This is a genomic window from Gleimia hominis, from assembly GCF_002871945.2.
GTDB classification, from domain to species: Bacteria; Actinomycetota; Actinomycetes; order Actinomycetales; family Actinomycetaceae; genus Gleimia; species Gleimia hominis_A.
The window spans coordinates 567,824-593,747 of the sequence record NZ_CP126963.1; the positions used below are offsets into that span (position 1 = coordinate 567,824).

Annotated in this window: 20 protein-coding genes; 10 read left to right on the top strand and 10 right to left on the bottom strand. The window is 58.2% G+C overall.

Annotated elements, in window-relative coordinates; all coding sequences use genetic code 11:
- Positions 1-12: 12 nt before the first annotated feature.
- A complete protein-coding gene (gene nrdR, locus CJ187_RS02590; protein ID WP_233187289.1) occupies positions 13-543 on the top strand; it encodes a transcriptional regulator NrdR in 531 nt (176 codons plus the stop codon).
- Between the two features lie 137 nt (positions 544-680).
- On the opposite strand, the gene CJ187_RS02595 is transcribed toward nrdR, so the two are convergent.
- The 3 genes from CJ187_RS02595 to CJ187_RS02605 form a co-directional block, all read right to left on the bottom strand.
- Complete coding sequence (locus CJ187_RS02595) at positions 681-2,687, bottom strand: AMP-binding protein (RefSeq protein WP_102215882.1); 2,007 nt, start codon at positions 2,685-2,687, stop codon at positions 681-683.
- A 119-nt stretch (positions 2,688-2,806) separates the two neighbouring features.
- A complete protein-coding gene (gene serA / locus CJ187_RS02600; RefSeq protein ID WP_102215881.1) occupies positions 2,807-4,018 on the bottom strand; it encodes a phosphoglycerate dehydrogenase in 1,212 nt (403 codons plus the stop codon).
- Between the two features lie 89 nt (positions 4,019-4,107).
- Positions 4,108-6,309: a HelD family protein gene (locus tag CJ187_RS02605; protein ID WP_102215880.1), complete on the bottom strand. Its 2,202-nt coding sequence runs from the start codon at positions 6,307-6,309 to the stop codon at positions 4,108-4,110.
- Positions 6,310-6,476: 167 nt separating this feature from the next.
- Between CJ187_RS02605 and CJ187_RS02610 the strand changes: the two genes are divergently transcribed.
- Positions 6,477-7,493 (top strand): PAC2 family protein, encoded by a 1,017-nt coding sequence (locus CJ187_RS02610; protein WP_102215879.1) that lies wholly within the window; start codon positions 6,477-6,479, stop codon positions 7,491-7,493.
- A gap of 136 nt (positions 7,494-7,629) precedes the next feature.
- Here the strand turns inward: CJ187_RS02610 and CJ187_RS02615 are convergent, their stop codons facing one another.
- The gene (locus CJ187_RS02615) at positions 7,630-8,445 is read right to left on the bottom strand and encodes a spermidine synthase (RefSeq protein WP_102215878.1); all 816 of its coding nucleotides are present in this window, start codon (positions 8,443-8,445) and stop codon (positions 7,630-7,632) included.
- A gap of 99 nt (positions 8,446-8,544) precedes the next feature.
- Here CJ187_RS02615 and dinB point away from each other — a divergent pair, with 99 nt between their 5' ends.
- Positions 8,545-9,780, top strand: a complete 1,236-nt coding sequence (gene dinB / locus CJ187_RS02620) for a DNA polymerase IV (protein ID WP_102215877.1) — start codon at positions 8,545-8,547, stop codon at positions 9,778-9,780.
- Between the two features lie 129 nt (positions 9,781-9,909).
- The gene (locus CJ187_RS02625; protein WP_284667832.1) at positions 9,910-10,347 is read left to right on the top strand and encodes a DUF3040 domain-containing protein; all 438 of its coding nucleotides are present in this window, start codon (positions 9,910-9,912) and stop codon (positions 10,345-10,347) included.
- Between the two features lie 210 nt (positions 10,348-10,557).
- Here CJ187_RS02625 and glgC read toward each other — a convergent pair whose 3' ends face one another.
- Positions 10,558-11,796 (bottom strand): glucose-1-phosphate adenylyltransferase, encoded by a 1,239-nt coding sequence (gene glgC / locus CJ187_RS02630; RefSeq protein WP_102215875.1) that lies wholly within the window; start codon positions 11,794-11,796, stop codon positions 10,558-10,560.
- Positions 11,797-11,894: 98 nt separating this feature from the next.
- On the opposite strand from glgC, the gene glgA reads away from it, so the two are divergent.
- From glgA to CJ187_RS02655, 5 genes are all read left to right on the top strand, one after another.
- On the top strand, positions 11,895-13,112 hold the full coding sequence (gene glgA, locus CJ187_RS02635; protein ID WP_102215874.1) for a glycogen synthase: 1,218 nt from the start codon (positions 11,895-11,897) through the stop codon (positions 13,110-13,112).
- Positions 13,113-13,234: 122 nt separating this feature from the next.
- Complete coding sequence (locus tag CJ187_RS02640) at positions 13,235-14,032, top strand: ABC transporter ATP-binding protein (protein WP_102215873.1); 798 nt, start codon at positions 13,235-13,237, stop codon at positions 14,030-14,032.
- Between the two features lie 76 nt (positions 14,033-14,108).
- On the top strand, positions 14,109-15,437 hold the full coding sequence (locus CJ187_RS02645; protein WP_434737337.1) for a glutamine synthetase family protein: 1,329 nt from the start codon (positions 14,109-14,111) through the stop codon (positions 15,435-15,437).
- Positions 15,438-15,440: 3 nt separating this feature from the next.
- Positions 15,441-18,527: a bifunctional [glutamine synthetase] adenylyltransferase/[glutamine synthetase]-adenylyl-L-tyrosine phosphorylase gene (locus CJ187_RS02650; RefSeq protein ID WP_102215872.1), complete on the top strand. Its 3,087-nt coding sequence runs from the start codon at positions 15,441-15,443 to the stop codon at positions 18,525-18,527.
- Between the two features lie 13 nt (positions 18,528-18,540).
- Positions 18,541-19,251 (top strand): histidine phosphatase family protein, encoded by a 711-nt coding sequence (locus tag CJ187_RS02655; protein WP_102215871.1) that lies wholly within the window; start codon positions 18,541-18,543, stop codon positions 19,249-19,251.
- Between the two features lie 100 nt (positions 19,252-19,351).
- Here CJ187_RS02655 and CJ187_RS02660 read toward each other — a convergent pair whose 3' ends face one another.
- From CJ187_RS02660 to CJ187_RS02680, 5 genes are all read right to left on the bottom strand, one after another.
- Positions 19,352-20,137: an amino acid ABC transporter ATP-binding protein gene (locus CJ187_RS02660; protein WP_102215870.1), complete on the bottom strand. Its 786-nt coding sequence runs from the start codon at positions 20,135-20,137 to the stop codon at positions 19,352-19,354.
- A complete protein-coding gene (locus tag CJ187_RS02665) occupies positions 20,134-21,072 on the bottom strand; it encodes an amino acid ABC transporter permease (RefSeq protein ID WP_102215869.1) in 939 nt (312 codons plus the stop codon). Before CJ187_RS02665 ends, CJ187_RS02660 begins: the two co-directional genes overlap by 4 nt.
- Before the next feature lie 5 nt (positions 21,073-21,077).
- Positions 21,078-22,016 (bottom strand): ABC transporter substrate-binding protein, encoded by a 939-nt coding sequence (locus CJ187_RS02670; RefSeq protein ID WP_102215868.1) that lies wholly within the window; start codon positions 22,014-22,016, stop codon positions 21,078-21,080.
- A 169-nt stretch (positions 22,017-22,185) separates the two neighbouring features.
- A complete protein-coding gene (locus CJ187_RS02675) occupies positions 22,186-22,896 on the bottom strand; it encodes a DUF4191 domain-containing protein (RefSeq protein ID WP_102215867.1) in 711 nt (236 codons plus the stop codon).
- Between the two features lie 12 nt (positions 22,897-22,908).
- Positions 22,909-24,198 carry an MFS transporter gene (locus CJ187_RS02680; protein WP_102216541.1) on the bottom strand — a complete coding sequence of 430 codons (1,290 nt, stop codon included), beginning with the start codon at positions 24,196-24,198 and terminating at the stop codon, positions 22,909-22,911.
- 221 nt (positions 24,199-24,419) lie between these two features.
- Between CJ187_RS02680 and CJ187_RS02685 the strand changes: the two genes are divergently transcribed.
- Positions 24,420-25,859, top strand: a complete 1,440-nt coding sequence (locus CJ187_RS02685) for a protein kinase domain-containing protein (protein ID WP_102215866.1) — start codon at positions 24,420-24,422, stop codon at positions 25,857-25,859.
- Positions 25,860-25,924 lie beyond the last annotated feature (65 nt).

A 25,924-nucleotide genomic window follows, 5' to 3' on the forward strand; every position in this document is an offset into this window, starting at 1 on the left:
CGGAGCAATAAAATGTTACGAAACTTGGGCTATGCAGATAAACTTAGTGATGTATTTAAAGCACACGTAGTGGAGGCCCATTTGCATTGCCCGTTTTGTCACCATGAGGATTCGCGCGTAGTCGACACTCGCCTGTCAGAAGATGGGCTAGCCATCCGACGCAGACGCGAATGCACCGCGTGCGGCCGCAGGTTCACCACTCAAGAAACCTCGAACTTCTCCGTAACAAAACGCTCAGGCGTGGTGGAACCATTTTCACGCGAAAAAATCATCTCAGGAGTGGCGAAAGCCTGCCAAGGGCGCCCAGTTAACGAACGGGAACTAGCTAAACTAGCGCAGCAAGTAGAAGAATCACTGCGCACAACCGGGCAAAGTACCGTATCCGCCGACGAAGTGGGGCGAGCTATCCTGCCGTACCTCAAAGAACTAGACGAGGTCGCTTACCTGCGGTTCGCATCCGTGTACTCGAACTTCCAATCCCTCTCAGACTTTGAACGAGCAATCACTGCTCTACGCGAAAACCGTGAAGAACGCGGCCGCTAGCAGCAAAACACCGCCCCACGCAGCCTAAGTCAAGCTTACTCAGATAGCAGGTGCAGAAAAATACGTGCGCCTAGAGTGCACGCGTGCTTTTGCCACACGCGCACCACCCAAAGCACTTATTTGCCTTCTGCGATCGGCTAGTTACCACCCGCAGCGTTCGAGTGGTCACCATCCGCGGTATTCGACTGGTCACCACCCGTGGCGTCAGAGCGCTCACTGCCCGCAGGCCCACCATCAGCACCAGAACCGTGCTCGCGTGAAGCGTTCCGGTCACTTGGAGATTGCGGGCGGTAATCGCGAATAGAATCCAACACCGCGTCCGCAGCATCTTCAACCTGATCCGACAGCTGACCAGCAAAATCACGCAACTGATTCAACGCCACTTCCGAACCTGCAGAAAGCTTCTCGCGCACCTCATCAGAAGAACGCGCGATCCGCTCACGCAAATCCAACGTCGATTCCTTCATGGAATCCCCCGCCTCAACCAAATACTCTTTGACGCGGCGGCGCATAACTTTACCAATCTGCGACCGCGGCAACTCTGAAAGAAGCACAATCTGACGCGGTAACGCGTAGTGAGCAATAGACTTCTCTGCCCACCGACGCACATCATCAAGCGACACCGTGGCACCGGGCTCCAGAATTAATGCGGCCACCACGTCCTCCCCACGGGTACTACCTTCCAACCCCACGACGGCGACATCCTCAATCCCAGGCATGGTGCGCACCGCGTCCTCAACTTGGGATGGGTAAACATTAAAACCACCCGAAATAATGAGTTCCTTACGGCGGTCAGCCATCTTCACGAACCCATCAACTACCTGCGCTAAATCACCGGTGCGCAACCACCCATCGTGGAACGCCTCCGCAGTTTCCTGCGGATTATCCCAATAACCAGCAAAAACCTGTGGGCCCCGTGCCAGCAACTCACCCACTTCACCGTCGGCCACGTCTCGATCGGGATTTTCCGGGTCCACAATCCGAACTTCAGTGGACGGAAACGGGATCCCCAAAGTAGACGGACGCCGATCCGCAGATAGGGGAGAGCCAAGAATAATTGGCGACGCTTCCGTCATCCCGTAGCCCTCAATAAGGTAACCGCCGGTGGCATCCTCCCACCGCCGTGCGATCTGCGGATCCAAAGGCATCGCCCCCGAAACGGCGTACTTAATACTCTTCAGGTCCACGTCCTTGCCCTCCACGCCTTTCGCCAGGCGGTCAAACATAGGAGCCACACCGGGGAAGAACGTGCACGGCAAACGCTTTTGCGCGTCTAAAACAATATCTACGTCGAACTTTGGAAATAGTACGTTAGTTGCCCCAATGCGGATCCCAGCGCAGAGGTTAACGCTCAAGCCAAACGCGTGGAAAAATGGTAGTACCGCGAACATAACTTCCGCGCCCTCGTGTAAGTTAGGGACCCAAGCTTGGGACTGGGCTGCGTTAGTACCCACGGAGTGGTGCGTCAACTTCACGGCCTTAGGCACGCCCGTTGTCCCCCCGGTGTGCAAGAGCACAGCAATGTCCTCTGCGGATCCGACAGGATTGTTCGGCCACGGAGCAACCCGCGCCAAAGCCTTGTCCCAGTCCCGCGCCCAGCCGGGTGGGGGCGTACTCATCTGCGATTTACGCGCCCGCGCCGGCGCCACCGGCAGATTAATGAGTAGGCGAGACATAAACGGAAGCGCCTTCGTCAAATCCACCGTGAACACGGCGCGCGGGCGCAGTTTAGCCACGTCGATCGAGGATAGCGAGTTCTCCCAGCAGATAATGACTTTGCAGCCCGCGCGGTCCAGTTCCGCGGTCAACTCCGATTTAGGTGCCAGCGGATTTGTTTCCACCGCGATAGCGCCCAGCATGAAGATCGAATACAACGCCACCACGTGTTGGGTGCAGTTCGGCAGTGTAATGGACACGCGGTCCCCAGGTTTGACGCCAGCCCGGTGCAGCGCCGCGGCTCCAAGACGAACCTGGTTAACTAGCTGCGCGTAGGTTAGTTGCGCCCCTAAAAAGTCTGTTGCCACCCGGTTGGGGTACCGTTCACTCACATCCAGTAGCACCTGGGCAAGAGTACGATTCTCCTCCTGAACTTTAAACGGAACCCCATCCGCATAAGATTCCCGAAGCCGATCGGTAAGCGTCACAACAAAACTCCTAACTTACGCTTGCGTAAGTAACGTTACCGTAAGTTTGTCTCCGTGTGGCGCTCAAGTGCAAATCCTGCCTCTGCTCCGAGCAGCTGCGAGGGCAACAAACTGGCCTGTTAAGGCCGGGCTAAAATGCGCAGACGTATGTTCTCTTGCAAAGAGTCGATAGCAGTTATTGCTTCCGCAGGAAGCTCTGACGAAATGTCGGTTAATGCGTATCCGATTCCACCTGAGGTTCCTAAAATCTGCCCGTCAATATTTGCACCATGTTCAGCGAACGTCTGGTTGATCAAGGCCAAGACACCGGGGGTATTGCGGTGTATCAGACCCACGCGGTAGCGTGAAGCACTCGATGGCAGCAGTGTTAGGTTAGGTAGGTTAACTGACATGTCCGTGGACGCGGTTTGAATGTAGTCACTTACCTTGTGGGCGACAAACTGACCGATGTCGAACTGAGCTTCCTCAGTTGACCCACCGACGTGGGGCGTGAGAATCACGTTGTCCATACCTGCTAGAGGGGATTCAAACGGGTCCCCGTTTTTCTTTGGTTCCTGTGGGAACACGTCAACCGCAGCGCCCGCTAAGCGCCCGGATTCTAAAGCGTCTACGAGGGCATCAATGTCAGTTACGAACCCGCGTGAGAGGTTAATGAACATGGCTCCGGGCTTCATCTGTTTAAACTCCGCTGCAGTGAACATCGAGGTGTTTTGCGGTCTTCCAGACACGTGGATGGAAACAAAGTCGGACTCTTGCAGTAGCTGCGCCAGCGAGCCCACTGGCCGAGCGTTCCCTAATGCTAAGCGCTCGGCAATATCGTAGAAGATCACTTCCATCCCCAGGGATTCCGCAAGAACGGACAGTTGAGTCCCAATATTTCCATATCCCACGATCCCGAGAGTTTTGCCGCGGACCTCATGGGAACCAGCTGCACTTTTAGCCCACAGCCCGTGGTGCAGGTTCGAGTTTTTAACGGTTAAACGCCGGTTTAATGCGATGATTTCTGCGATCGCTAGTTCCACCACGGAGCGGGTGTTCGAATAGGGCGCATTGAAGACCGCCACCCCCGCGTTTGAAGCGGCAGCAAGATCGATCTGATTCGTCCCAATACAGAATGCGCCTATTGCCAGCAGCTGCGGGTTCGCGTCCAGCACCTGCTTACTCACCGTGGTTTTCGAACGCAACCCGAGGATCTGAAAACCGCGCAGCGCTTCTTTCAGCTCGGATTCGTCCATTGCCCCCGTGTGGCGAACAACCTCGATTCCATTGTCCGCAAAAATTTCGTCCGCTTTCGAATGGGGGTTTTCTAACAATAACGCTCGAATACTCATACTAGTATCGTCGCATGTTTCAAGAAAGAATTATTCTCCCGCTGATGAGCGAACCTGACCGTCTTGCAGATCAACAAGCTCTTTTGGCCTTAAACGCTGAGTGCGTGTGGAATCGGGTGCTGCGCCAAGACGCGCAGGCGTTGGGTTGGGCGCGTCATGGCGACGTAGAGGTCGCCGGCACTTTGTTTCGCAATCTCACCCGGTTCCACGATGAGGACGGTGTCGAACTCCAGGCCTTTAGCGGCGGTGGGCGTGAGGACCACCACCCGCGGGTCCAGGGGCGCACCGTCGTGAATAACCTCGGTGAAGTCCCGGTGACGCTCCGGGTCCAAAATGACTGCCAGGCGACCGCGGTCAGCGCCCACGAGGGAGTCCAACACCTTGAGTTCTTCCTCGAGCGCGCGGCGCAACTCGTCTTTCCAGGGCGCGCCCTCAGGCAAATGCGTTAAAACATACGCGTCCTCTATATCTCTGGCGGCAACCAGGGGGGAAGACAGGGGGAGGCCCAACTCTTCCATAACGGCTTGTGCCCGGTCTAAAATCTGCGCGGGCGTGCGGTAAGAAACCGTGAGCACAGCGGAACCAGCGTAAGCCCGCATCGCCGGGCCCAACAGGTCCGACCACTGCGTGGCCCGCGTGTACGAAGACTGGTCCAGATCACCCGTAACCGTAAACGAACGTGACGGACAGCGGCGCAGCAGAATATGCCACGCCATGGGGGAAAGCTCCTGGGCCTCATCCACAATAATGTGCCCGTACGCCCACGAACGGTCCCGCGATGCACGCTGAACTAGCGGCTGATCCGCATCCGGTTCCCCAGAACGGTCCGCCAGGGTCTGGGCAGAAACCATGCCGCCACCGAGCCCCATTGCTTCAATCGCCTGCGCCGCATCCGCGACCGCGCGGCGCCGTTCCTGCTCCCGCTGCTTAGCAGCTGCCGAAGCAGTGGGCAAGTCACCCAACTGTTCTTCGAGTTCATCGAGGATCGGAATGTCGCTTTCAGTGAGGGCACTGCCGCGCGGGCGCATTAGCGATTCGACTTGCTCGGCACTAAAACGCGGTGCGCACTGCGCTAAGAACTTTGGGGAGGCGAACAAGCGCTCCAACAGTTTCAACGCACTCATCGGCAGCCAGGACAGGTTAATGGCTCGCTGCGCAGCTTTTGAGCCGCGGATGTAATCGTAATACCACTCCAAATCCGAGTGTGCACTCACTTGCGCATCCATTTGCCGAGCGAGGTTTTCCATCAGTTCGTACGCGAACGATTCCCACGCCTCGTTATGCGGCCGGCCACTGCGCCGCGCCCGCGAGCGCGCCGCCGCCACGTCCGCCGATCGCAACACAACGTTGTAGCCCGCAATCGCTAGGGGCGTGTCTGCGGGGACGCGTTCGAGTGAACGCACCGCGTTTTTCACAACCTTAATCCAGTAGGTGTCGCCTTTGATGCGCGCCACTTCTTCCCGGTCGCGTCCGGCAGCTTTGTAGCCGGGGACGAGTTGGCTGAGGGTCGTGGAGACCACTCCGGTTTCCCCAAGGGAGGGCAATACTTGGTCGATGTAACGCAAGAAAATTGGGGAGGGGCCAACTATGAGTACGCCCGAGCTTTCCAACCGGGCGCGGTGCGCGTACAGCAGGTACGCAGCCCGGTGCAGCACCACCGCGGTTTTCCCTGTTCCGGGCCCCCCTTGGATTACGAGTAGTCCGTCTGCGGGACGGCGAATGATCTCATCTTGCTCCGCTTGGATGGTGGAAACAATGTCGGACATGTGGCCGTCACGGGCTTGTGAGAGTGCCCGCATGAGGGCCCCTTCACCTTGGAAGGTCAGCTCGGAGTGCGTGGGGGTGTCTAAGGATTCGTCCTCTAGGGCAACGACTGTGCGGCCTTGGGTTTGGATGTGGCGGCGCCGCACCACGTCGAGAGGGTGCGCAGCGGTGGCTTGGTAGAAGGGGCGGGCGGCGGGGGCGCGCCAGTCCATGAGAACCTGGTTACCTTCGTCGTCGCGCAGTCCGGCGCGGCCAATGTAGTTGCGGGCCCCATCAGTCATGTCCAGGCGGCCAAACACTAGGCGTTCCCCGATTGATTCTAACCGCGCGGCTTCGTCTCCCCAGTGGGCCGAGAGGGCATCTCTTTCCGTGTATGCCTGCGGGTTAGCGCCCAGGCGGGAGCCTTGGACGCGACGTTGACGGGCGCGGTAGCGGGCCCGGAGCGCATCGAGCACGCTGTACGCCCGGTTCACGAACGCTTGTTCGCCCTCGAGGTCTTGTTGATACGTCAATGGTGTGTTAGCCAATGTGTCCTCCGCGCCCAGTTGAAAACCGACTATCTATTATGCCTTCTTTCGCGTTTGCTTTCCTACGGGGGCAGAACTGTTCACCCAAAGCGTGGTCTGCGCGCCGCTCCTGCCAATGTTGCTAGGCTTTGGATATAGTCTAATTTGCCGTGGAAAGAAGGAGGAGCATGAATCCTAAGGACCTCATAGAAGTCCGTCGTAATACGAGTTTTCAAGCTCCCGTTATGCTCGTCCACCTGAGTGGAGCCACGGACGCGGGGAACGCTGGGGGGATGGCTGTGGACCAGCTGCTTGCTTCACTGCCGTCGCAGCGGGTTGCGGAGTTCGACACGGATCTTTTGATTGATTACCGTTCTCACCGTCCTTCGGCGACGCTTGAAAACTGGTCGTTGTTAGACATGGAAGTGCCGGAGATAGCGGTTGATTTAGTGCAGGACGATCAGGGCACGCCGATTCTTGTGCTGCATGGCCCGGAGCCGGATATGAAGTGGCAGCGGTTTGGCGCTGCCGTTGCAGATTTTGCGCATGAGGCTGGGGTCGAGTTGGCGGTGTCTTTGATGGGGATGCCGGCGGGCGTGCCGCATACTCGGCCTACCGTTGTACATTTGCAGTCCACGGACCCGTCGTTGGTGGCCGATCAGCCTTCGATGGAAGGGCAGATTCAGGTGAGTTCGTCTGTGAACACGTTTTTGCAGCACGTGCTGCGTGAGCAGGGGACGCAGTCGCTCAATTTTTTGGCGGCGGTTCCGTACTACGTGGCGCGGATGGATTATCCGCAGGCTTCGCTCGCGCTACTTGACCGCATGGGGGAGAAGTTGGGTTTGTCTCTTCCGACGGGCAATATTGAGGCGGGGAACCAGTTTGTGGGGGCTCAGTTGGCTCATTTGATTGATGAAAATGAGGAAGTAACGGGTTTTATCCATATGCTGGAGGAGCAGTTTGACGAAACTGTGCAGCCCGATCCTGCGGCTAAACCTCAGTTGCCTTATGTTCCGGGTGAGGGGCGTAAGGCTGAGCGGATGGATGCGGATGCGTTAGCGCAGACGATTGAGGCGTTTTTGGCCCGCAGTGAGGGGATTTCGGTGGAGCGTTCACCGGAGTCGCAGGCGTCTACACAGCCGCGTCCGCGCCACCGGGCACCTGGGAAGACGGAGCATTCACCGCAAGAGGACGCGGACGAGTAGAGCAGCTGTACCTACTGATGGCCGGAAACGGCGTACCTGTCAAATAGTGGGAACCGCTTGACCATCCAACAGTGGGAACCGCTTGACCATCCAACAGTGGGAAGCGCTTAACTATTCAATGTCGGTGTTTGCTTGCCTATCTAATGTCAGTAACTGGTTGGCTGGTCCCAACCCAACGTCGCGCTTTAGAAGTTTCGAGGAACCGGGGAGTGAACGCAAGCTTGCGTAGTTCACGTTGTAATAGCTGAAAGTAGTCTGCTGGGGGTTCGTTGAGTGCGATAATGCACACGTTGCCGCGCCGACCGCCGGAGAGGACTTTGCTTTCCGCACAGATCGCCACGTGTTCGAAGGTTGCGAGTGCGCCGGCCACGTCTGTGCGCGCGTCCACTCCTTTACCGTGGGCGGCGTTCACCAGCAGCACCCCGGTGGGGGACAAGACTCGTTGCGCGGTTTCAAAAAATTGTTTTGAGCGCAGGTTCTGGGGCGTGTGCGCGTCGGTGAATACGTCGCGCACAATCACGTCGAAACGACCTGGCGCATACTGGTTTAGAGCCTCACGCGCATCCGCAACCCGGATTTTCAAGTGGGGGCTGCGGGGCAGGTCGAACAGGTTCCGCACCACGCGCGCAAGGTCGGCGTTTATTTCCACGGCCACTTGCTGTGAACCGGGGCGTAAATGGTGCCAGGCAAGCGGGAGGCAGCAGGCTGCGGCACCTAAATGTAGGGCTCGGACCGGGCCGAAGGGGAAAAGCACGCTCATGGCGGCGGTCATTTGCTGCATGTATTCGAACTCGAGGGCGGTTGGATCCGATAGGTTAATACAAGAGGATTCAGCGCCATCAATAAAGACGGTTGCCAGCTGGTTGTCCACCCGCAGTTCTAACGTGGAAGTGCCGATGGATACGCGCAGGCCGTCTTTGAGTGGCTGGTGGTTGCGTGTAGGTCGAGCCATGATTAAGACGCTACGTGCCCCGCAGGCTAAATCCAAATGAGGCTGTGTTGGGGTGCGGATGGTAGGAAAAGTGTTGGGGGCTCAGACGGGAGGTGGAAGATGTCGAAAGCTCCGCGGGCTGCTTGGGTGCGGCGCAATTGGGGTCGGGATGATTCGCAGTGCCATATTTTGCACGTGGATATGGATTCGTTTTTCGCTTCCGTTGAGGTTCTGCGCAACCCACAGTTGAAAGGCAAACCTTTGATTGTGGGTGGGAAGTCCGCGCGGGGCGTGGTGACGTCTGCTACCTACGATGTGCGGGCGCGTGGGGTTTACGCGGGTATGCCGATGGCGCGGGCGCTTCGGTTGGCGCCGGATGCGTCCGTGGTGCAGTCAACGCGCGGGGTTTATTCACAGTTTTCCCGCCGGGTCATGGCGATTTTAGACCAGATCACCCCGCAGGTGGAACGCATCAGTATAGATGAAGCATTTTTAGATGTTCGAGGGGCTACGCGTCGGCTCGGTTCCCCAACGCAGATAGGTACCCTGATTCGCCAGCGAATCCGCGAGGAAGTGGGGCTCGTGGCTTCGGTTGGGATCGCCCCCGTGAAGTCGGTTGCTAAAATCGCGTCTTCGCACGCTAAACCCGATGGTCTGCTGCTGATCCCCGCAGCCGCGGTGGTACCATTTTTGCATGCCCTGCCCGTGGGGGCCCTGTGGGGCGTTGGCTCGAGCACGGGGGAGCGGTTGAAAACCGCGGGGGTGGACACGGTTTCGGATTTAGCGCACTACCCGCTGAGTAAACTGGATCGGTTACTGGGGGTCGCGCACGCGCGCCGGTTGCACGACTTAGCATGGGGAGTGGACCCGCGGGCGGTCACGCAGCGGGCGCGAGAGAAGTCCATTGGAACGGAAACGACGTTTAGCACTAATGTCACCGACTTGGATGCGCTGCTGAGAATGCTGCTGCGCCAAAGCCACGAGTGTGCTCGGCGGTTGCGGGCAGTGAACCTCGTGGGGTGGACGGTGAGTATTAAAGTCCGGTCCGCAGATTTTAAAACCGCTACCCGGTCAGTTACGTTGCATGCGCCAACGGATTCGGCGCGTGAAATCACGCACGCTGCCGAGCGCCTCCTGGTGAATTACGGCGTGCCCAAAGGTGGGGCGCGACTGTTGGGGCTGCGGGTGGAGAACCTACAGGACCGAGCCATGGGGGTGGCGCAAACATTCGACTACGATGAGCGCACGCTTGAGGCCGAGCGGGCAATGGATGCGATTGCGCAGCGTTTTGGGGAAGCTGCCCTGCAGCCCGCGTCTTTACTGGGCGAGGCCCATGAGGAAGAAGGCCGGGAGTGAGGCGGCGGGCAGAAATAGAGTTCGCTTAACTTTTGTTTTCAGTACGGTCGCACAAGTCGATAGGATAAGGTTACAGTGCGTTATACGGAACGCATTTTTCTAGAGGGGAAATACCCGGGGGTGAGAACAGTGGCGTTGTCAGAACAGGAACGCGCAATCCTCGAACAGATGGAACGTGAGTTGCGTCGCGATGACCCACGTCTGGCATCAACAATGTCGCGGCAACGCACGAATCGGACTGGGCGGACCTATTCGCCTCGCCGCGTCGGCGGTGGGGTAGCGCTACTGCTGGTAGGCCTGGCGTTACCAATCATTGGTTTAACGATTGGCATACTGTGGTTGACAGTACTGCTTGGGGTAGCGGGATTCGCCCTCATGCTCACAGGCATACTGTTTATAACGGTTCCAACAAAACCAACTGTGCCGGCGCCTCGGACCACCTCAGGGGGAAGAGCGGTTCCAAACGTTCATTCATGCAGAGGCAAGAAGATCGGTGGGAGCGGCGCAAACGCGGCGAGTGACCACAGTTTAGGCGAGCCGGGAAACCGGCCCTGGAGTAATTGGTAGTGCCGTCGATGAAATTAAACTTTGAGGGTTACGCACAGCTCGTGCGTAACCCTCATCTGTTGTATCTAGCCTTGTGAATTATTTCGCGTTGCAAACTCATCGGGGCTGGCTGGGCCTATCTTGGCTAGGAACGCTCATCTGGGCCAGGACGGTGATTCCTAGGTAGAAAGACCATCCTGGTCGAAGATCAATTTTGACTGCAAGAGCGGCCTACGGGTTCACCACGTAACCTTTTGGTACGACCGTGATTCCAGATTCTGTGACAGTCAGGCCCCGCGCCCGATCGTGTTCCACATCGACACCAACTTGCGCGTCTTCCATCACGACCACGTTCTTGTCCAAAATCGCCTTTGACACCACGGCGTTGCGACCAATCCGACAGTTGTCCATCACCACGGAATCTTTGATCTGCGCCCAGGAGTGCACGTAAACGCCCGGTGAGATGATTGAACCTTGGATTCTTCCACCAGAAACAATCACGCCAGGCGACACAAACGAGTCAACCGCGTGTCCCATCCGCTCGTGTTCTTGCGCGTACACGAACTTAGCGGGCGGCAGGTGGCCGGGAATCTGCGTGTGGGTGGGCCACCGGTGGTTGTAAAGGTTAAAGATGGGGTGGACGGAAATCAGGTCCATGTTTGCCTCATAGTACGCGTCCAGTGTTCCAACATCCCGCCAGTAGTCCCGGTCGCGTTCCGTTGAACCGGGAACGTCGTTGTCAATGAAGTCGTACACCCCGCAGCCTCCGTGATCCACGAAGTAGGGAACAATATCGCCCCCCATGTCGTGCTCAGACGTTTCATCAGACGCGTCTGCCCGCAGCGCTTTGACGAGCGCGTCGGTCGTGAAAATGTAGTTCCCCATGGAGGCGAGGAACGAGTTCGGGTCATCGGGGAGGCCCTCGGTCGTTTCTGGTTTTTCTACGAACCGTTGGATCCGACCGTCTTTCGCTTCGATCACCCCAAAGGATGGGGACAGTTCGATGGGCTGGCGAATCCCAGCCACGGTGCAGGGCAAGCCAGATTCAATGTGGTGATCCATCATCTGTGAGAAATCCATGCGGTAAATATTGTCGGCCCCCACGATGACGATGTAATCAGGCTTCTCATCGTCCACAATGTTCAGCGACTGGTAGATTGCGTCCGCGGAACCCAAGTACCAGTGCGGGCCCCGGCGCTGCTGCGCAGGGACAGGAGTCACGTAGTTACCCAGCAGGTTCGACATGCGCCACGTGGTGGTGATGTGGCGGTCCAAAGAATGGGACTTGTACTGAGTTAACACCACCACTTGAAGGTAGCCAGAGTTGACAATATTTGACAGGGCAAAGTCAATCAGTCGGTAGTGGCCACCGAACGGAACAGCTGGTTTGGCGCGATCGGTGGTGAGGGGCATAAGCCGCTTCCCCTCGCCACCCGCGAGGACAATTGCGAGCACATTAGGTTTAGCCATGCTTCCATCATAGTGTGAGGAACATAACTTAGGCGAACGAATGGTCTTATACTGTTTATAGGAATGGTAAAAAAGCAATTAAAGATGAGGTAAGACCGATGCGAGTAGATCTGCTGACCCGTGAATACCCCCCGCATGTTTACGGTGGTGCGGGTGTGCACGTTGAAGAGCTGGCGCACGTGCTCAGTGACCTAATCGACGTGCGAGTCCACGCGTTCGACGGACCCCGCGGCACCGACGCACCCGCGGTGGTTGGCTACGACTACTTACCCGGCCTAGATGAGGCAAATCCCGCGCTGCGCACCATGGGGGTTGACCTGCAAATGGCTCAGGGCGTGGAAGGCACAGACCTGGTGCACTCGCACACCTGGTACGCAAACATGGGGGGACACTGGGCCCACCTACTTCACGAAGTTCCCCACGTGGTGTCCGCCCACTCGCTAGAACCCCTTCGCCCGTGGAAACGCGAGCAGTTAGGTGGGGGATACAACCTCTCTTCCTGGGCCGAACGCACCGCTTTTGAAGCAGCCGACGGAGTCATCGCCGTGTCCAACGGGATGCGCGAAGACATCTTGCGCTGCTACCCCAAGATCGCCCCAGACCGCGTCCACGTGGTGCACAACGGGATTGACCTTAGCCGGTGGAACAAGCCACAAACCGACGAGGAAAAGCAAGCAGCGCGCCAGACCCTCAAACGATTAGGAATCGACGAAAACCGGCCAACCGTAGTATTCGTGGGGCGCGTGACGCGACAAAAAGGACTGCCCCACCTGCTGCGCGCCCTGCGTGAAGTACCCAAAGAAACACAAGTGGTGCTTTGTGCCGGAGCTCCCGATACGAAACAGATCATGGAAGAAGTCCGCGGCCTAGTGGACGAACTGCGCGAAGAACTGAACTCGGTGCACCTAATCACCGATATGCTGCCGCGCGAACAACTAGTGGCCGTGCTCAGTGCCGGAACCGTGTTCGTCACCCCATCCGTGTACGAACCATTAGGGATCGTGAACCTCGAAGCCATGGCCGTTGACCTACCGGTGGTGGGAACCGCTACCGGAGGGATCCCCGATGTGATCGTAGACGGCGAAACCGGGTACCTCGTGCCAATAGAACAAAAACAAGACGGGACCGGCAAACCACTCGACCCACAAAAATTCCAGCACGACATGGCTCAGCGTCTAACCGCCCTGCTAGAAGACCCAGACTTAGCGGCACGAATGGGCAAAGCGGGTCGTGAACGCGCCCAAGCACACTTCTCGTGGGAAACAATCGGTAAACGCACCGTGGAAGTGTACGAACAAGTGCTGAACGCGCGATAGACGCACGCGAACAGACTCTGAGCACGCCACTGCAAAAACCAAGACCGGGCTGAACAAGCGGTACTTCAAGCAAGTGGGAACGGCGCCGCCCCGGCGCTCGCGGTGCGCGGTAAGGTTAAGGCATGGAAACAGTTGTGACACTCAAGCACGTGGATGTTCGCCGCGGCGGAAAACCGATCCTATCGAACATCGACTGGACGATTGGTCCGAGAGAAAACTGGGTGATCCTCGGCCCCAATGGAGCGGGAAAAACGACGTTAATAAACCTGCTCACCGGCCGAGTTTTCCCCTCCTACTCCAAAGACAGTAACGTGGAAGCGAAAATCCTGGGGTACAAACTTGGGGAAGTGGACGTGCGGGAACTACGTACTTACGTCGGCCTGTCATCCTCCGCGGAACGCTCCTTGATCCGCCCCGAAGCCACAGTTGAAGACCTCGTTCTAAGTTCCATCTACGGTAAAACTGGGCGCGGACGCGAAGAATATGAACAGCAAGACGTTTCCCGCGCACACGACCTCATGCACTTGTTTGGTATTGAGGCCCTAGCGGACCGCAAGTTCAGCACCCTCTCCGCTGGGGAACAGCAACGAACACAAATCTGCCGGGCCCTGATGGCGGACCCGCAGATCCTGATCCTCGACGAACCCGTGGCCGGGCTAGACCTGGGAGCGCGGGAACTGCTGATGCTAGCGCTCGAAGAGATCGCGAAAGACCCCCGTTCACCAGCGCTCGTGCTCATCACTCACCACCTGGAGCAGATCCCGAAAGGCTTCACCCACGCAGCCCTCATGAAAAACGGATCCATCATCGGTCAGGGGCCGCTCCACAAGGTACTGACCGACGAGCAGGTCTCTGACGCCTTCGGCTTACCGCTGCGCGTCGGTGAAGACAACGGTCGCTGGTGGGGGCGCGCCGAATAAGATCTGGGCCGTAACGTTTGAGCCACCCAAGGCCTCAAGCAACAAAAGAACCCAAGGCAAAACGAGAGGAACGGGTGTGCACCCAGCAGCGCAAGAAGTAATGCGAACCGTAGTTGAATCAAACATCCGGTTTATCCGCCTGTGGTTCACGGACGTATCCGGCCAGCTCAAAGCCGTGGCAATCGACCCGGGCGAACTAGAAGCTGCGTTCAGTGAAGGTTTGGGATTCGACGGGTCCGCAGTGCAAGGCCTCACCCGCGTGTACGAATCCGACATGCTCCTGCGCCCAGACCCAACCACGTTCGCTCTCCTGCCTAACCAGGGGGAGAAAGTGGCGCGCATGTTCTGCGACCTGCTCACTCCCGAAGGGAAACCGGCGCTCTCTGACCCGCGCGGCGTACTGGAACGCACCCTGCGACGCGCCGAAGAAATCGGATTCAGCGTGCAAATTCACACCGAAGTGGAGTTTTACATGCTGAAGCAGACCAGCGACCCCCTCGCTATCGAACCGGTCGACAACGCAGGATACTTCGACTACGTCGCCCGCGGCGGATCAAACGACTTCCGCCGCAGGGCCGTACAAGCGCTCGAAGACATGGGAATCTCAGTTGAATTCTCCCATCACGAAGCCGGGCCCGGGCAAAACGAAATCGACCTGAGGGCCGCGGACGCGCTCACCGCCGCGGACAACATCCAATCCCTCCACACGGTGGTCCAAGAAATCGCGCTGAGCGAGAACCAGATGGCCACGTTCATGCCAAAACCCTTCATCGACTACCCCGGGTCGGGAATGCATACCCACATCTCCCTACTCGAAGGGGGCAGTAACGCGTTCTACGACCCCGCCGGGCAACACCGCATGTCCCGCACCGCCCGCGCCTTCATCGCCGGGCTGCTACGCCACGCCCGCGAAATATCCGCCGTGGTGAACCAACACGTGAACTCCTACAAACGCCTGTGGGGTGGTGGGGAAGCACCCTGCTACATCTGCTGGGGTCACAACAACCGGTCCGCACTCGTGCGCATCCCCCTGTACAAACCCGGTAAAGGTCAAGACGCGCGCGTGGAATACCGGGCAATCGACTCCGCTGCGAACCCCTACTTAGCCTTCGCGGTCCTAATTGCCGCTGGGTTAGCGGGCGTGCAGGGACGCTACGACCTCATGGAAGAAGCCCAAGACGACGTGTGGCAACTCTCCGACAGTGAACGTGCGGTACTGGGCATCGAAGACCTACCGCATTCACTGAAAGACGCGATTGACGCGATGGCGCGCTCTGAATTGGTTGCCACCACGCTGGGGGAGGAAGCGTTCGACTACGTGCTGCGTGACAAGGTTTCGGAATGGAACGCCTACCGGGCCCAGGTGACACCGTGGGAGCTACGGAAGGCAATCCGGCCTCTGTGACCCATGGAATCGAAGCACTCACCCACAACTCTCGCGCTCACCATAGGTTTCATGGATCCAGACCGCGCCTGGCGGCAAGCTCGCGAACTCGCCCGCGGCCTGGAGGGCCCGTCGCCACAGCAAATCCTGCGTTGGTTTAACGTGGCGGACCCAGATGCAGCGCTGCTGGCGTGCCAACGCCTCTTCGACACGGACCCACAAGCGCTGCGCAGTGTGCTGGCTGATGCCCAAGACCGAGATGCGCTCCTAACTGTACTGGGTGCCTCCCACGCACTCGCGAACTACATCGTCGCCCATCCCGCGTGCATGCGCATCGGAGAGATTCCCCCGCTGCCGCATCCGCGCGTGGTTCCAGGCCTGGAGGACGGGGCGGGGGCGGGTTCGCACGAGAGCCAGGTACCCGCGCCGGAGGGCCAGGCACTCACCTGGGTGGACGATACAGAACCTGCTGAAAAGATGCTGCGGTGGATGCGAAAACGGATTGAAGGGGAACGAAAAAAAGACCCTGCGGCGAGCGGGCAGACGCTAATTAGGCGCGCTTACTGGCAGGCCATGATTCGGATTGTGCTGGAAGACTCCCAGGCACCAGACCGGTTCGAACAGGTCGCCACCACGAGCGCTACGATCTGCGACCTGGTGGACGCTACTTTGGAGCTGGCGTTGGAATACGCCAAAACGCGGGTGCCCGAGTGTGCGCGCTGGGCGTTCACAATAATGGCGATGGGGAAAACCGGTGGGCAAGAGCTCAACTATATTTCCGACGTGGACGTCCTTTACGTGTACGAGCCGGCGCCCGACACCGCTAGAAACCCTTTGCCTGGCGGAACCACGAGTGAAAACAATTCCCGGGGCGGCGAAGCGCACGAACACGACTTGTGCCGTCAGCTGATTGGACATGTGCGCACGTGCTGCTCAGCGCCGGGCGCCGAACCAGCATTGTGGACCTTAGACGCCGGGCTGCGTCCCGAAGGTCGGGACGGCCCACTGGCGCGCACGCTTGCAAGCTACGAGCAGTACTACCGCAAGTGGGCGAAACAGTGGGAGTTCCAAGCCCTGATGAAAGCCCGGATCGGGGCGGGGAACCGGCAGCTAGGTAAACGGTTCTTGCAACTCGTGTCGGCGTTTGTGTGGAATATTGCGGCGACCACCGGTTTCGTAACTGGGGTGCGGCAGATGCGAACGCGGGTTGAACATTCGGTGCCGGCAAAGCGCAAGGGGACAGAAATCAAGCTTTCGCCCGGCGGATTGCGGGACGTGGAGTTCAGTGTGCAACTGCTGCAGCTAGTACACGGCCGGTCTGACCCGCGTTTGCGGGTGCGTTCCACGTTGGGTGGTCTTGCTAGGCTCGCGCAACTGGGTTACGTTGCGCGGTCAGATGCGCAAGTGTTCTCCACTTGCTACCGCACCCTGAGGGTGTTCGAGCACGGTGCGCAACTGCAAGCGTTCCGGCGCACGCACCAGTTACCGGCCCAAAAGAAGACCGCGCACGTGCTGGCCCGGTGGATCTGGCCGGGTAACAGTGCGGGCAAAGAAGTCTTAGACGAGCAGTGGAATGCGGTCCGCGCACAGGTGCGGGACCTGCATCAACGGTTGTTCTACCGCCCGATCGTGCAGACCATCGCGCAGCTAGATGAGCAAAGCGTGCTGCTGAGCACCGAGGGAGCAGCCCAGCGTCTGCAAGCCCTGGGGTACCGCGACCCGAAAGGAGTGATGCGGCACGTGCAGTCCCTCATAGCGGGCCCCAGCCGGCGCGCCACCATTCAACGCCACCTGCTGCCCGCGATGCTCGCGTGGATCAGTGGGGGAGCGGAACCTGATCGCGGGATTTTGAACTTCCGCCGCCTCTCGGACACCATCGGGGGGTCGCACTGGTACCTGGCGTTACTGCGCGACTCCGCGCATGCGGCGCAACGGCTTGCACGCATCCTCCCCACGTCCACATACGCGGTGGAGATGCTGATGGAACATCCGCAGGCAGTGCAGTGGTTGGATGGCAATGGGTTAGAACCCGTTGACTCCGCCGCGTTGGCACGCGAATGTTTTGCAGTGATGGAACGCAACGCGGACACGGAGGATGCTCTGGAGCGGGTGCGCTACATCCGGGGCCGGGAGTTCACTCGCAGTGCCATCGCTGACGTCTCCACGCGTATTGACGTTGGCCGGGCACGCACCATTTTGACGGTGGCGACGGACGTGGTGATTGAGGCCGCGCTGTTGCGTGCGCAGCAGGAGGTTGATGCGGATATCCGCGTGTGCGCCGTGGCGATGGGACGCTACGGTGGGCAGGAGGCTTCGTATGGGTCGGATGCGGACGTAATTTTTGTGCACGAAACTTCTTTACCGCCGCAGCGGGGGCAGGAGTTAGCGACGCAGATTGTGCGTAGAACCATTGACTTGTTGGGGCGCGTGGGCCGCACTCCGAGCGTGCAGTTGGATTTAGATTTGCGGCCTGAGGGGCGCGATGGGACGCTGAGCCGAACCGTTGAACAGTACGCGCAGTATTGGCGCGAGCATGCGCGCGCGTGGGAGCGGCAGGCGCTTTTGCGGGCGCGGCCGATTGGCGATAGTGAGCTGGCGGCACAGATGACGCTGGCTTTGCAGCGCCCCCGCTATGAGGCTGAGCTGCAGCCCAATGATTTGCGCACCGTGCGTTTGCTGAAAGCGAGGATGGAGAACGAGCGGATTCCCCGGGGCGCGGTTCACCATTTGAAGTTGGGGCCGGGTGGGCTCAGTGATGTGGAGTGGTTGGTGCAGTGGTTCCAGTTGAACTATGCGCGGCAGTATCCGCAGTTGCGAACTACGGGTACCCTGGCGGCGCTCGAAGCGATTGAGGTGCAAGAACTTCTACCTGCCGATGAGGTTCAGGTGCTGCGCGACGCGTGGGTGTTTGGCAGCCGGCTGCGAGCGGCAAACGTGCTGGCGAGTGGGAAGACGCGCAATCTGGACCGACTTTTCCCCGGCCAGGCGGAGCAGCGGATGATTGCCCAGCTAATGGGATACGATTTAGACGATTACGAGCTGCTGGCGAACGACTATTTAGCAGCGGCCCGCAGGGCGCGGGCGGTGTTCACCCGGTATTTCACCAAATAGGGAAAGTGTGGTTATGAAGTTAGTTCTGGTTCGGCACGGGCAAACCGCTTCTAATCGAACGCGGGCTTTGGATACCGCTGCTCCGGGAGCGCCGTTAGACGAGGCGGGAAGGGCACAAGCGCAGCGTTTAGCCGAAGAGTTTGAGGTCCGCACCGCTGTTTTGCCTGGTTGTATAATCGCTTCCAACTTGTTGCGCACGCAGCAGACTGCCCGCCCTCTCGCCACCCAGTATGACCTGCCGGTGCGTATCAACCCGGGGGTGCGGGAGGTGACTGCGGGCAGCATGGAGATGTCTACGAAACCAGAAGATATTCAAACGTACCTGCAGGTTGTCCACGCGTGGGTCGCTGGCAAATGGGATACCCGCATGCCCGGTGGGTACGGTGGGCAGCAAGTGCTTGACCAGTATTTGCCGGTTATTGAAAGCGCCTGCGAAACCCACCGGTTAGATTCGGATTACACCAGTGGCAAGCGCGCCATCGTAATAGTGTCCCATGGCGCGGTATCGCGCGTAATTAGTGCGTATTTAACGGAGCAGATTGACCTGCCCCTGGTTGCAACGCACCCGATGAATAACGCGTCCACCACCGTGCTTGAGCACGTGGGGGATTCCTGGACAGGCCCGCGTAGTTGGCGGGGCCTCACGTGGAGTGACCGCAAGATTGATGATTACGACCGCTCCCAACTTTCCACCACACCAACGGCCTCGCGCCTGCGCGACTAGTCCGCGCCCGGACGCTGGCGATACCTGCTCGGGCGTGTAATGCCCGTTGTAGCGGCGAGAGCAAGAACCCGCCCGGGAGCCCCCGCGCCCTGCGAAGGGTTCACAGTACAGTGGACAGGAACTGAGCGGTGCGTTCCTGCTCGGGGTGAGCCAGGATCTGTTCCGGGGCTCCGCGTTCAACGATGCGCCCCTCATCCATGAATACGATCTGGTCGGCGACTTCGCGAGCGAACCCAATTTCGTGGGTAACCACAATCATCGTCATCCCCCCTTGCGCCAGGTCCTTCATGACCCCCAGCACTTCCCCCACCAGCTCCGGGTCCAGCGCGGACGTGGGTTCGTCAAACAGCATGATCTCCGGGTCCATCGCGAGCGCCCGGGCGATTGCAACGCGCTGCTGTTGTCCGCCGGAAAGTTGGGACGGGTAGTGTTCGGCCCGATCCGCCAACCCAACGCGATCCAACAGTTCTAACGCGCGTTTTTGTGCCTCAGGCTTCTTCACACCCCGCACCTGAATTGGGGCTTCCATCACGTTCTCCGCGGCCGTCATGTGGGGGAAGAGGTTGAAACGCTGGAATACCATGCCCATGCGCGCACGTTGAGCGGATACCTCTTTATCTTTAAGCGCGTACAGTTGCGAGGAACCATCCGCGCGCGTTTCTTCCCGCATTCCCAGCAGGTCGCCATCTAGGTAGATACGGCCCGCGGAGATCTGCTCTAAACCGTTCACGCACCTAAGAAGCGTGGACTTACCCGACCCGGACGGGCCAAGGAGTACACACACTTCACCGTCGTGCACGTTCAGTGACACATCTTTGAGCACGTGCAGGTCGTCGAAAAACTTATGAATATTCTTGATTTCAATTTTCGCGTTATTTGAGGTCATGGGGTCACATCCAAGAACGGGTCATTTTTAGTTGTATTCGCACTGAGGACTATGCTCTTGCGGTTCTTGCGATGTTTCTTTTTAGCTGAACCACCGTTGTCGAAGCCGCGTCCGAAGTAGCGTTCGAGGTACATTTGCCCAATCATCAGCACGGAGGTTATCAGCAGGTACCAGATGGCCGCGACCATGAGGAACGGCACGGGTTGGAAGTACTGCTGCCCCTTGTCGTTAGTAGCGAATGTGAGTTCTAAAATGAACGGAATCGCAGAGGCCAACGAAGTGGTTTTGAGCATTGAAATAGTTTCGTTCCCAATGGGGGGAATGATGACGCGCATCGCTTGCGGGAGGATAATGCGCCGCATCACCTGGGAGCGGCTCATCCCCAGAGCGGTCGCGGCCTCCGACTGGCCGGAGTCAACCGCATTCAAACCCGAACGGATAATTTCCGACAGGTACGCCCCCTCGTTCAGGGACAGCCCCACTACCGCCATCCAGAACGTGGTGAAGTATTTTGAGGTACTAAACGTCACGAACTCGGGGCCGAACGGAATGCCAAGTGAGAGCGTGGGGTAAAGCACGGGAACGAGAGACCAGAAAATCAGCTGCGTGTAAATGGGGGTGCCGCGGAAAAACCAGATGTAGAACCAAGACACGCCCCGCAGAATCGGGTTTGGGGATTGGCGCATGATCGCCATGGTGATCGCTAATGCGGTGCCGAACGCCATGGCAAGGACCGTCAGAATCAGAGTGAATGCAACGCCAACCATAACGGTGCGAGAGAAAAACCATTCCCACACCACCGGCCAGTTAAACGTGCGGTTAGTGATCAGCGCGTTTATCCCCATTGCAGCTAGGACCGCCACCACGGCAGCTGAAATGTAGCGGCTCGGCCGGGGAACTGGCTTTGGGTGGATAAAGTCTATTTTGTTTGACATTGGTGTTACTTCCCAGGGTTCAGTTGCGCTTCACTTAGGGCTGCGGACTGCGCGCCGTAGGTACCAAGGATTTCCTTCAGATACCCTTCGTCCATGAGGTACTGCATCGCGGCTTGTACGGCCTTGGTGAGTTCCTCATCGTTCTTACTGACCACTATGCCTTGTGGTTCCGATTCGAGAACGTCCCCAACTTGTTCGAGCTGGTCTTTTGTCTGTTCAATCGCGTAACCGGTTACTGTGGAATCGCAAAAACCAGCGTCGTACTGGCCGCCCGCAACTTTCGTGACCACGTCCGTGTTGAGTTTGTGGGGCATCACTTTGATTGCTTCTTTCCCATCCGAGACGCATTTATCGGATAGTTCCCGCGCGTAGTCGTGCTGGTAGGTACCGGTTTGTACGCCGATGGTTTTTCCACACGGGTCTTTGGGGTCAAAGTGTCCGGGGTTGCCTTTTTTAACGGAGTACGCGGATCCGACTTCTACGTACGCGATCATGTTGGCTTCTTTAATACGGTCGGGCGTGATGGTGAATGCGGAGGCACCCACGTCGAACTTGGAGCCGAGTGCAGGGATGATAGCGGGGAATTCTGCGTGTGAGGTTTGCCCGTCTTTGAGTCCCATCACTAACGCCAGGGCTTTGACGATGTCGATGTCGTAGCCCATTGGGGTTTTGCCGTCGGTGTCGCGAAACTCTGCGGGCGCGTAGTCAGTTGAGGCGCCGTTGCGTAAGATTCCTTGGTCTTTAACCGCTTGAGGGACCATGGCGGTGATGTTGTCTTGCGGTTTTAGTTTTGAGAAATCGAATGTTTTGGTGTCTGTTGATTCGGACGCTGAGGGGGCACCGTTCGTGGTTTTGTCCGCGTTGTCATCGGGGTCTGAACAGCCGGCGAGCGCTAACGAGCCGGCGAGGGTGATCGCGCATACTAAGGCGGGTAACTTCTTCACAACTTCTCCTAAGAACTACGTATAAACCGATTATCCATACCTGTGAATAGTTATGCAACCTGGCGCCGGCGCGCGTGCCATATCTCACGACTACAGCGCCCGCGGTGACAATAAAAATGGGACGCACTGTGAGTGCGTCCCGATGGAGAGAATAAACATTGAGTTCGGATCAGTTTCCGCGCAGTGCACGCCGGGAAATCCGTGCTTTTGTTGGATCAATCCCATGCGGAAGCGCGTTACCTTTGTTTGCCGCTATCGCACTGATCCGGTTAGTCACAATCGGCACTTCGTTGCTGCGCAGTTTACGCGGGAGCTTACGCAGGGTTTTCTCTAGGTCCTCAAGCTTGACTTGCCCCTTGTTGTTCCCCACGTGGATCACGTGAATGGGGACGTTGCGCATGATGCGTTTGAGGTTGCGTTCCTCCCGGTTAGAAAGCTCACTCGCACGTCCGGTTGGACCTTCCGTGATGAGGACGATTCCGGGGCGTCCAATGATGCGCCACAACAGGTCTTGATGCCGGTTGGCTGCGATCGGTTCTTTCTCGATTGTCCAGCCGCGGCGAATCTGTGACAGCACCCCGTAGACCGCGCCGAGCGTGCCATCTATTTGCCGGTACATGGCTTTTTTAACTAGTAGAGAGAGGATAACCATGGGAATCAGCAGTGCCATCATGATCGCCATGATGATCATGATGACAATGTTCATCTTGCCCCAAATTCCCAAGAGGATAACCAGGGCTGCGCCCAGTATCGCGCCCCCGAGCATGAACCAGGGGACCATTGGGAAGGAACGTTTTGTGACGCGGTAAGCGTCCATCACATTGTGGTACCAGCGGCGCTTCTTCGGTGCCGACGTGTTTGCAGTATCTTTCTCAGCCATGATGTGTTAAGCCTACCTGTTTTTCTTCGATTTCCCTACCTTGAGGGCGATTCCCACGCCAGTTATCACTAAGGTCATAATGCTCGTGGTGATTAGTGCAGGCACATCGCCCCAGGTTTGCGCCACGTATCCACCTACCGCGGACCCGGAGGAGGTACCGACGGTGAGTGCGGACTGCATCAGCGTCATTGCTACAGCCATGGCTTGGGTGGGCGCGAGGACCTCAACGATTGAAAAATTCGTAACCAGAGTCGGTCCGATAAACAGGCCGCACACTAGGAGCAGGAAGCAGGTGAGTGCCAGATGGGTGGACAGGGCGGTGGCAGACATGAAGAGGAACAGTCCGCATCCGCCTATCATGAGGCGTTGGGCGAGGCTGATGTGTTCAGGAATGAGGACGCTCAGGATGGCCATTACGGCGGATCCGACTCCCATGAGAGCGTAGATGAGACCGGCAGTAGTAGGTTCGCCCAGAAGTTGCATCCGCATGGTCAGGCCGGCTTGGGTCGCGCCGAAGAAGAATCCGATTGTTACCGCCACTATGATGCACGGGAAAACGAGCGTGACTATAGATCCGATGCTCGGGCTCGGTGCGACAGCAAGAGTCTCTGCAGGCCCGGGACCTTGCTCAATACCGTTGTTGTTTGCCGCGCCGAGCGTTTCCGCCTCAGGGGAGCCCGGCGCGGCGGTGGGATCGGGGCGTCGGGGTGTGCGGAGGGCGAATGCCATTCCGAATGTGGCCACCAAGATTGTCGCAAGCAGTAGGGGGATGGTCGCGTTCGCGGTGGATGCAGCGATTCCTACCAGGGCGGGGCCGAGTACGAAAACGAGTTCGTCGGCCATGGATTCATAAGAGAGCGCAGCGGCCATCTGCTGCGGTGTTTGGACGCGCGATACCCACTGGGAGCGCGCGAGCGCCCCAATGGGTAAGGAGGTGCAACCAACCGCGGTGCACGCCAGATACAGTGCTGCGGTGGGTGCCGGGTACGTGGTGCAGATAAAAAGCCCGGCAAGCGCGAGGGCATTCAACGGAGTGAGGATCAACAGTGGAGCGCGGTGCCCACTGGTGTCGGCCCACCGGCCGATGAGTGGTACGGCAATCGCGGTTGCGATGGCGACAACGCCGGTGGCGAACCCACCTTGGGCTACGGAGCCCGTGGACACGGTGACGGCGGTGAGGGTGCCGAGCGGAATCATTGCGTACGCGGCGCGGGCTCCGAAGGCGAATATTAAAAAGGGCCAGCCCGCCAGTGCGGGTAGGAGCCGATAGTGTGTTAAGGCGCGGAAAGGTGAACTTTGCATCTTGTTCCCATGCGAAACTTGGGCCCCACCCGGGACAAACCTGGGGTGCATGTTGGCGCCTCCTGGGCAAACCGCGCAAGCACGCTGGTCGTGCAGGTAGGGAGCTTACCGAAGTAAGCGGTATAAGTTTACTCCTTTACACCAATCCCAATCCAGGTGCGCACTGGCGAAGTTTTCCACAGGGGGTTCCGCAGTGGTCTTATACGTGATTGTCTTTAACTATGAAGCGTACTTTTCAGGTTGACGAGCCATACGTGATGACGCAGTCCGGGCTACTGTGGCGGGGGCGGGATGCGCACGGGGCGTGTCTGATTAAGTTCTTAGCTCTTCCACTTCCGTCCGAGCACCACCAGCGGCTTGAGCAGCTAACGGCGCTGCGTTGCTCGTCTCTTTTGGTGCCGCGAGATTTGATTGCCGATGGACAGCGATTAGCGGTTACTTTCGATGAGGTTCCTGGCACTTTGCTTGCAAGCCGGTTAGAAACTGCGGGGGCATTACCACCCATGTTGGCGCGTCGGGTGTGTGCTGATGTTGCTGCGGCGTTGGCGGTTTTGCATGAGGCGGGTTTGGCGCACGGGGATTTATCTTCTAACAACGTGATTGTGTCTGATCGCGCGGTGGTGATTGACACGCTTGAGACCGGTGGTTACACCCCTGGATACGCTGCCCCGGAGCGGCTGAGCGAGAGTGAACTGACGGTGGATGAGCTGCGGTGCAGTGACGTGTGGAGTTTCGGTAAGCTCGCTGAAGAAATGGGGATAACTCACGATGTCGTGCAGCAGTGCTTAGACACTGACCCGGCTGCTAGGCCAGAAGCGAGTGCGCTGAAAGAGGCGTTCGAACTAGAATCGACTCCCGCGGGGGTGGGGGTGGCGGACACCGATGGTTCCGACACGTGCGTTGCCACGCAACTTCGAAATGAACTCGCCCGCGAACACACGGTGATGCGGACAGCACCAGGGCGGCACTTGCGTCCAGCTCGGACGCGTGCGCGCAAGCGACTCGGGATGGTTTTGATTCCAGTCGGGTTGCTGGCGGGTTTGATTGCGGTTGGAATAGTTGGGATTCCCGCGTTCTTTTCACCTGAGGAGCAGACGTCGGTGGCGGCTGCGCCTGCGCAAAAAACGGTACCGAAGCGTTCACAGTCCGATCAGTCGGATCCTTCTGCATCGCCAGCTACTTCTGCACCTCCGTCTACTTCTGGATCGCCGGCTACTTCTGCACCGCCAGCTACTTCTGGACCAGCAAATGAACCGAGTGGTGAGTGCAGAGGAAAAGCCGATTCGAAACGTGCGTGCATGAGTGTTCCCGCGGCCGAGCAGATTCTTAGGGAATTGTCTACGGCTCGCACACAGGCGTTTACGAAGGCGGATGCGGCGCGTTTATCTTCTGTTTACACCGAGGGGGTGGATGCGCTCAGTGCAGATCAAAAACTGATTACCCAGTTGAAACAAAACGGCGTGAGCTTAAAACGTGTTGAGTTCGCTTACGATATTGAATCGGTGTCCTGTGAGGCAAACCCGCGGGTTAAGGCGAAAGTTACGCAGTTCAGTTCGCAGTGTGTAAAAGAAAAATGCGTGGATAACGAACCATCTACCCAGGACCTAGTGTTCACACTGAAACCCGACCCGTGGCGGATCAACAAAATCGATCGCAAATGAGAGGGCAAGAAAGACAGAGGTCACAAGCGAGAAGGCAAGAAAGACAGAGGTCACAAGTGAGAGGG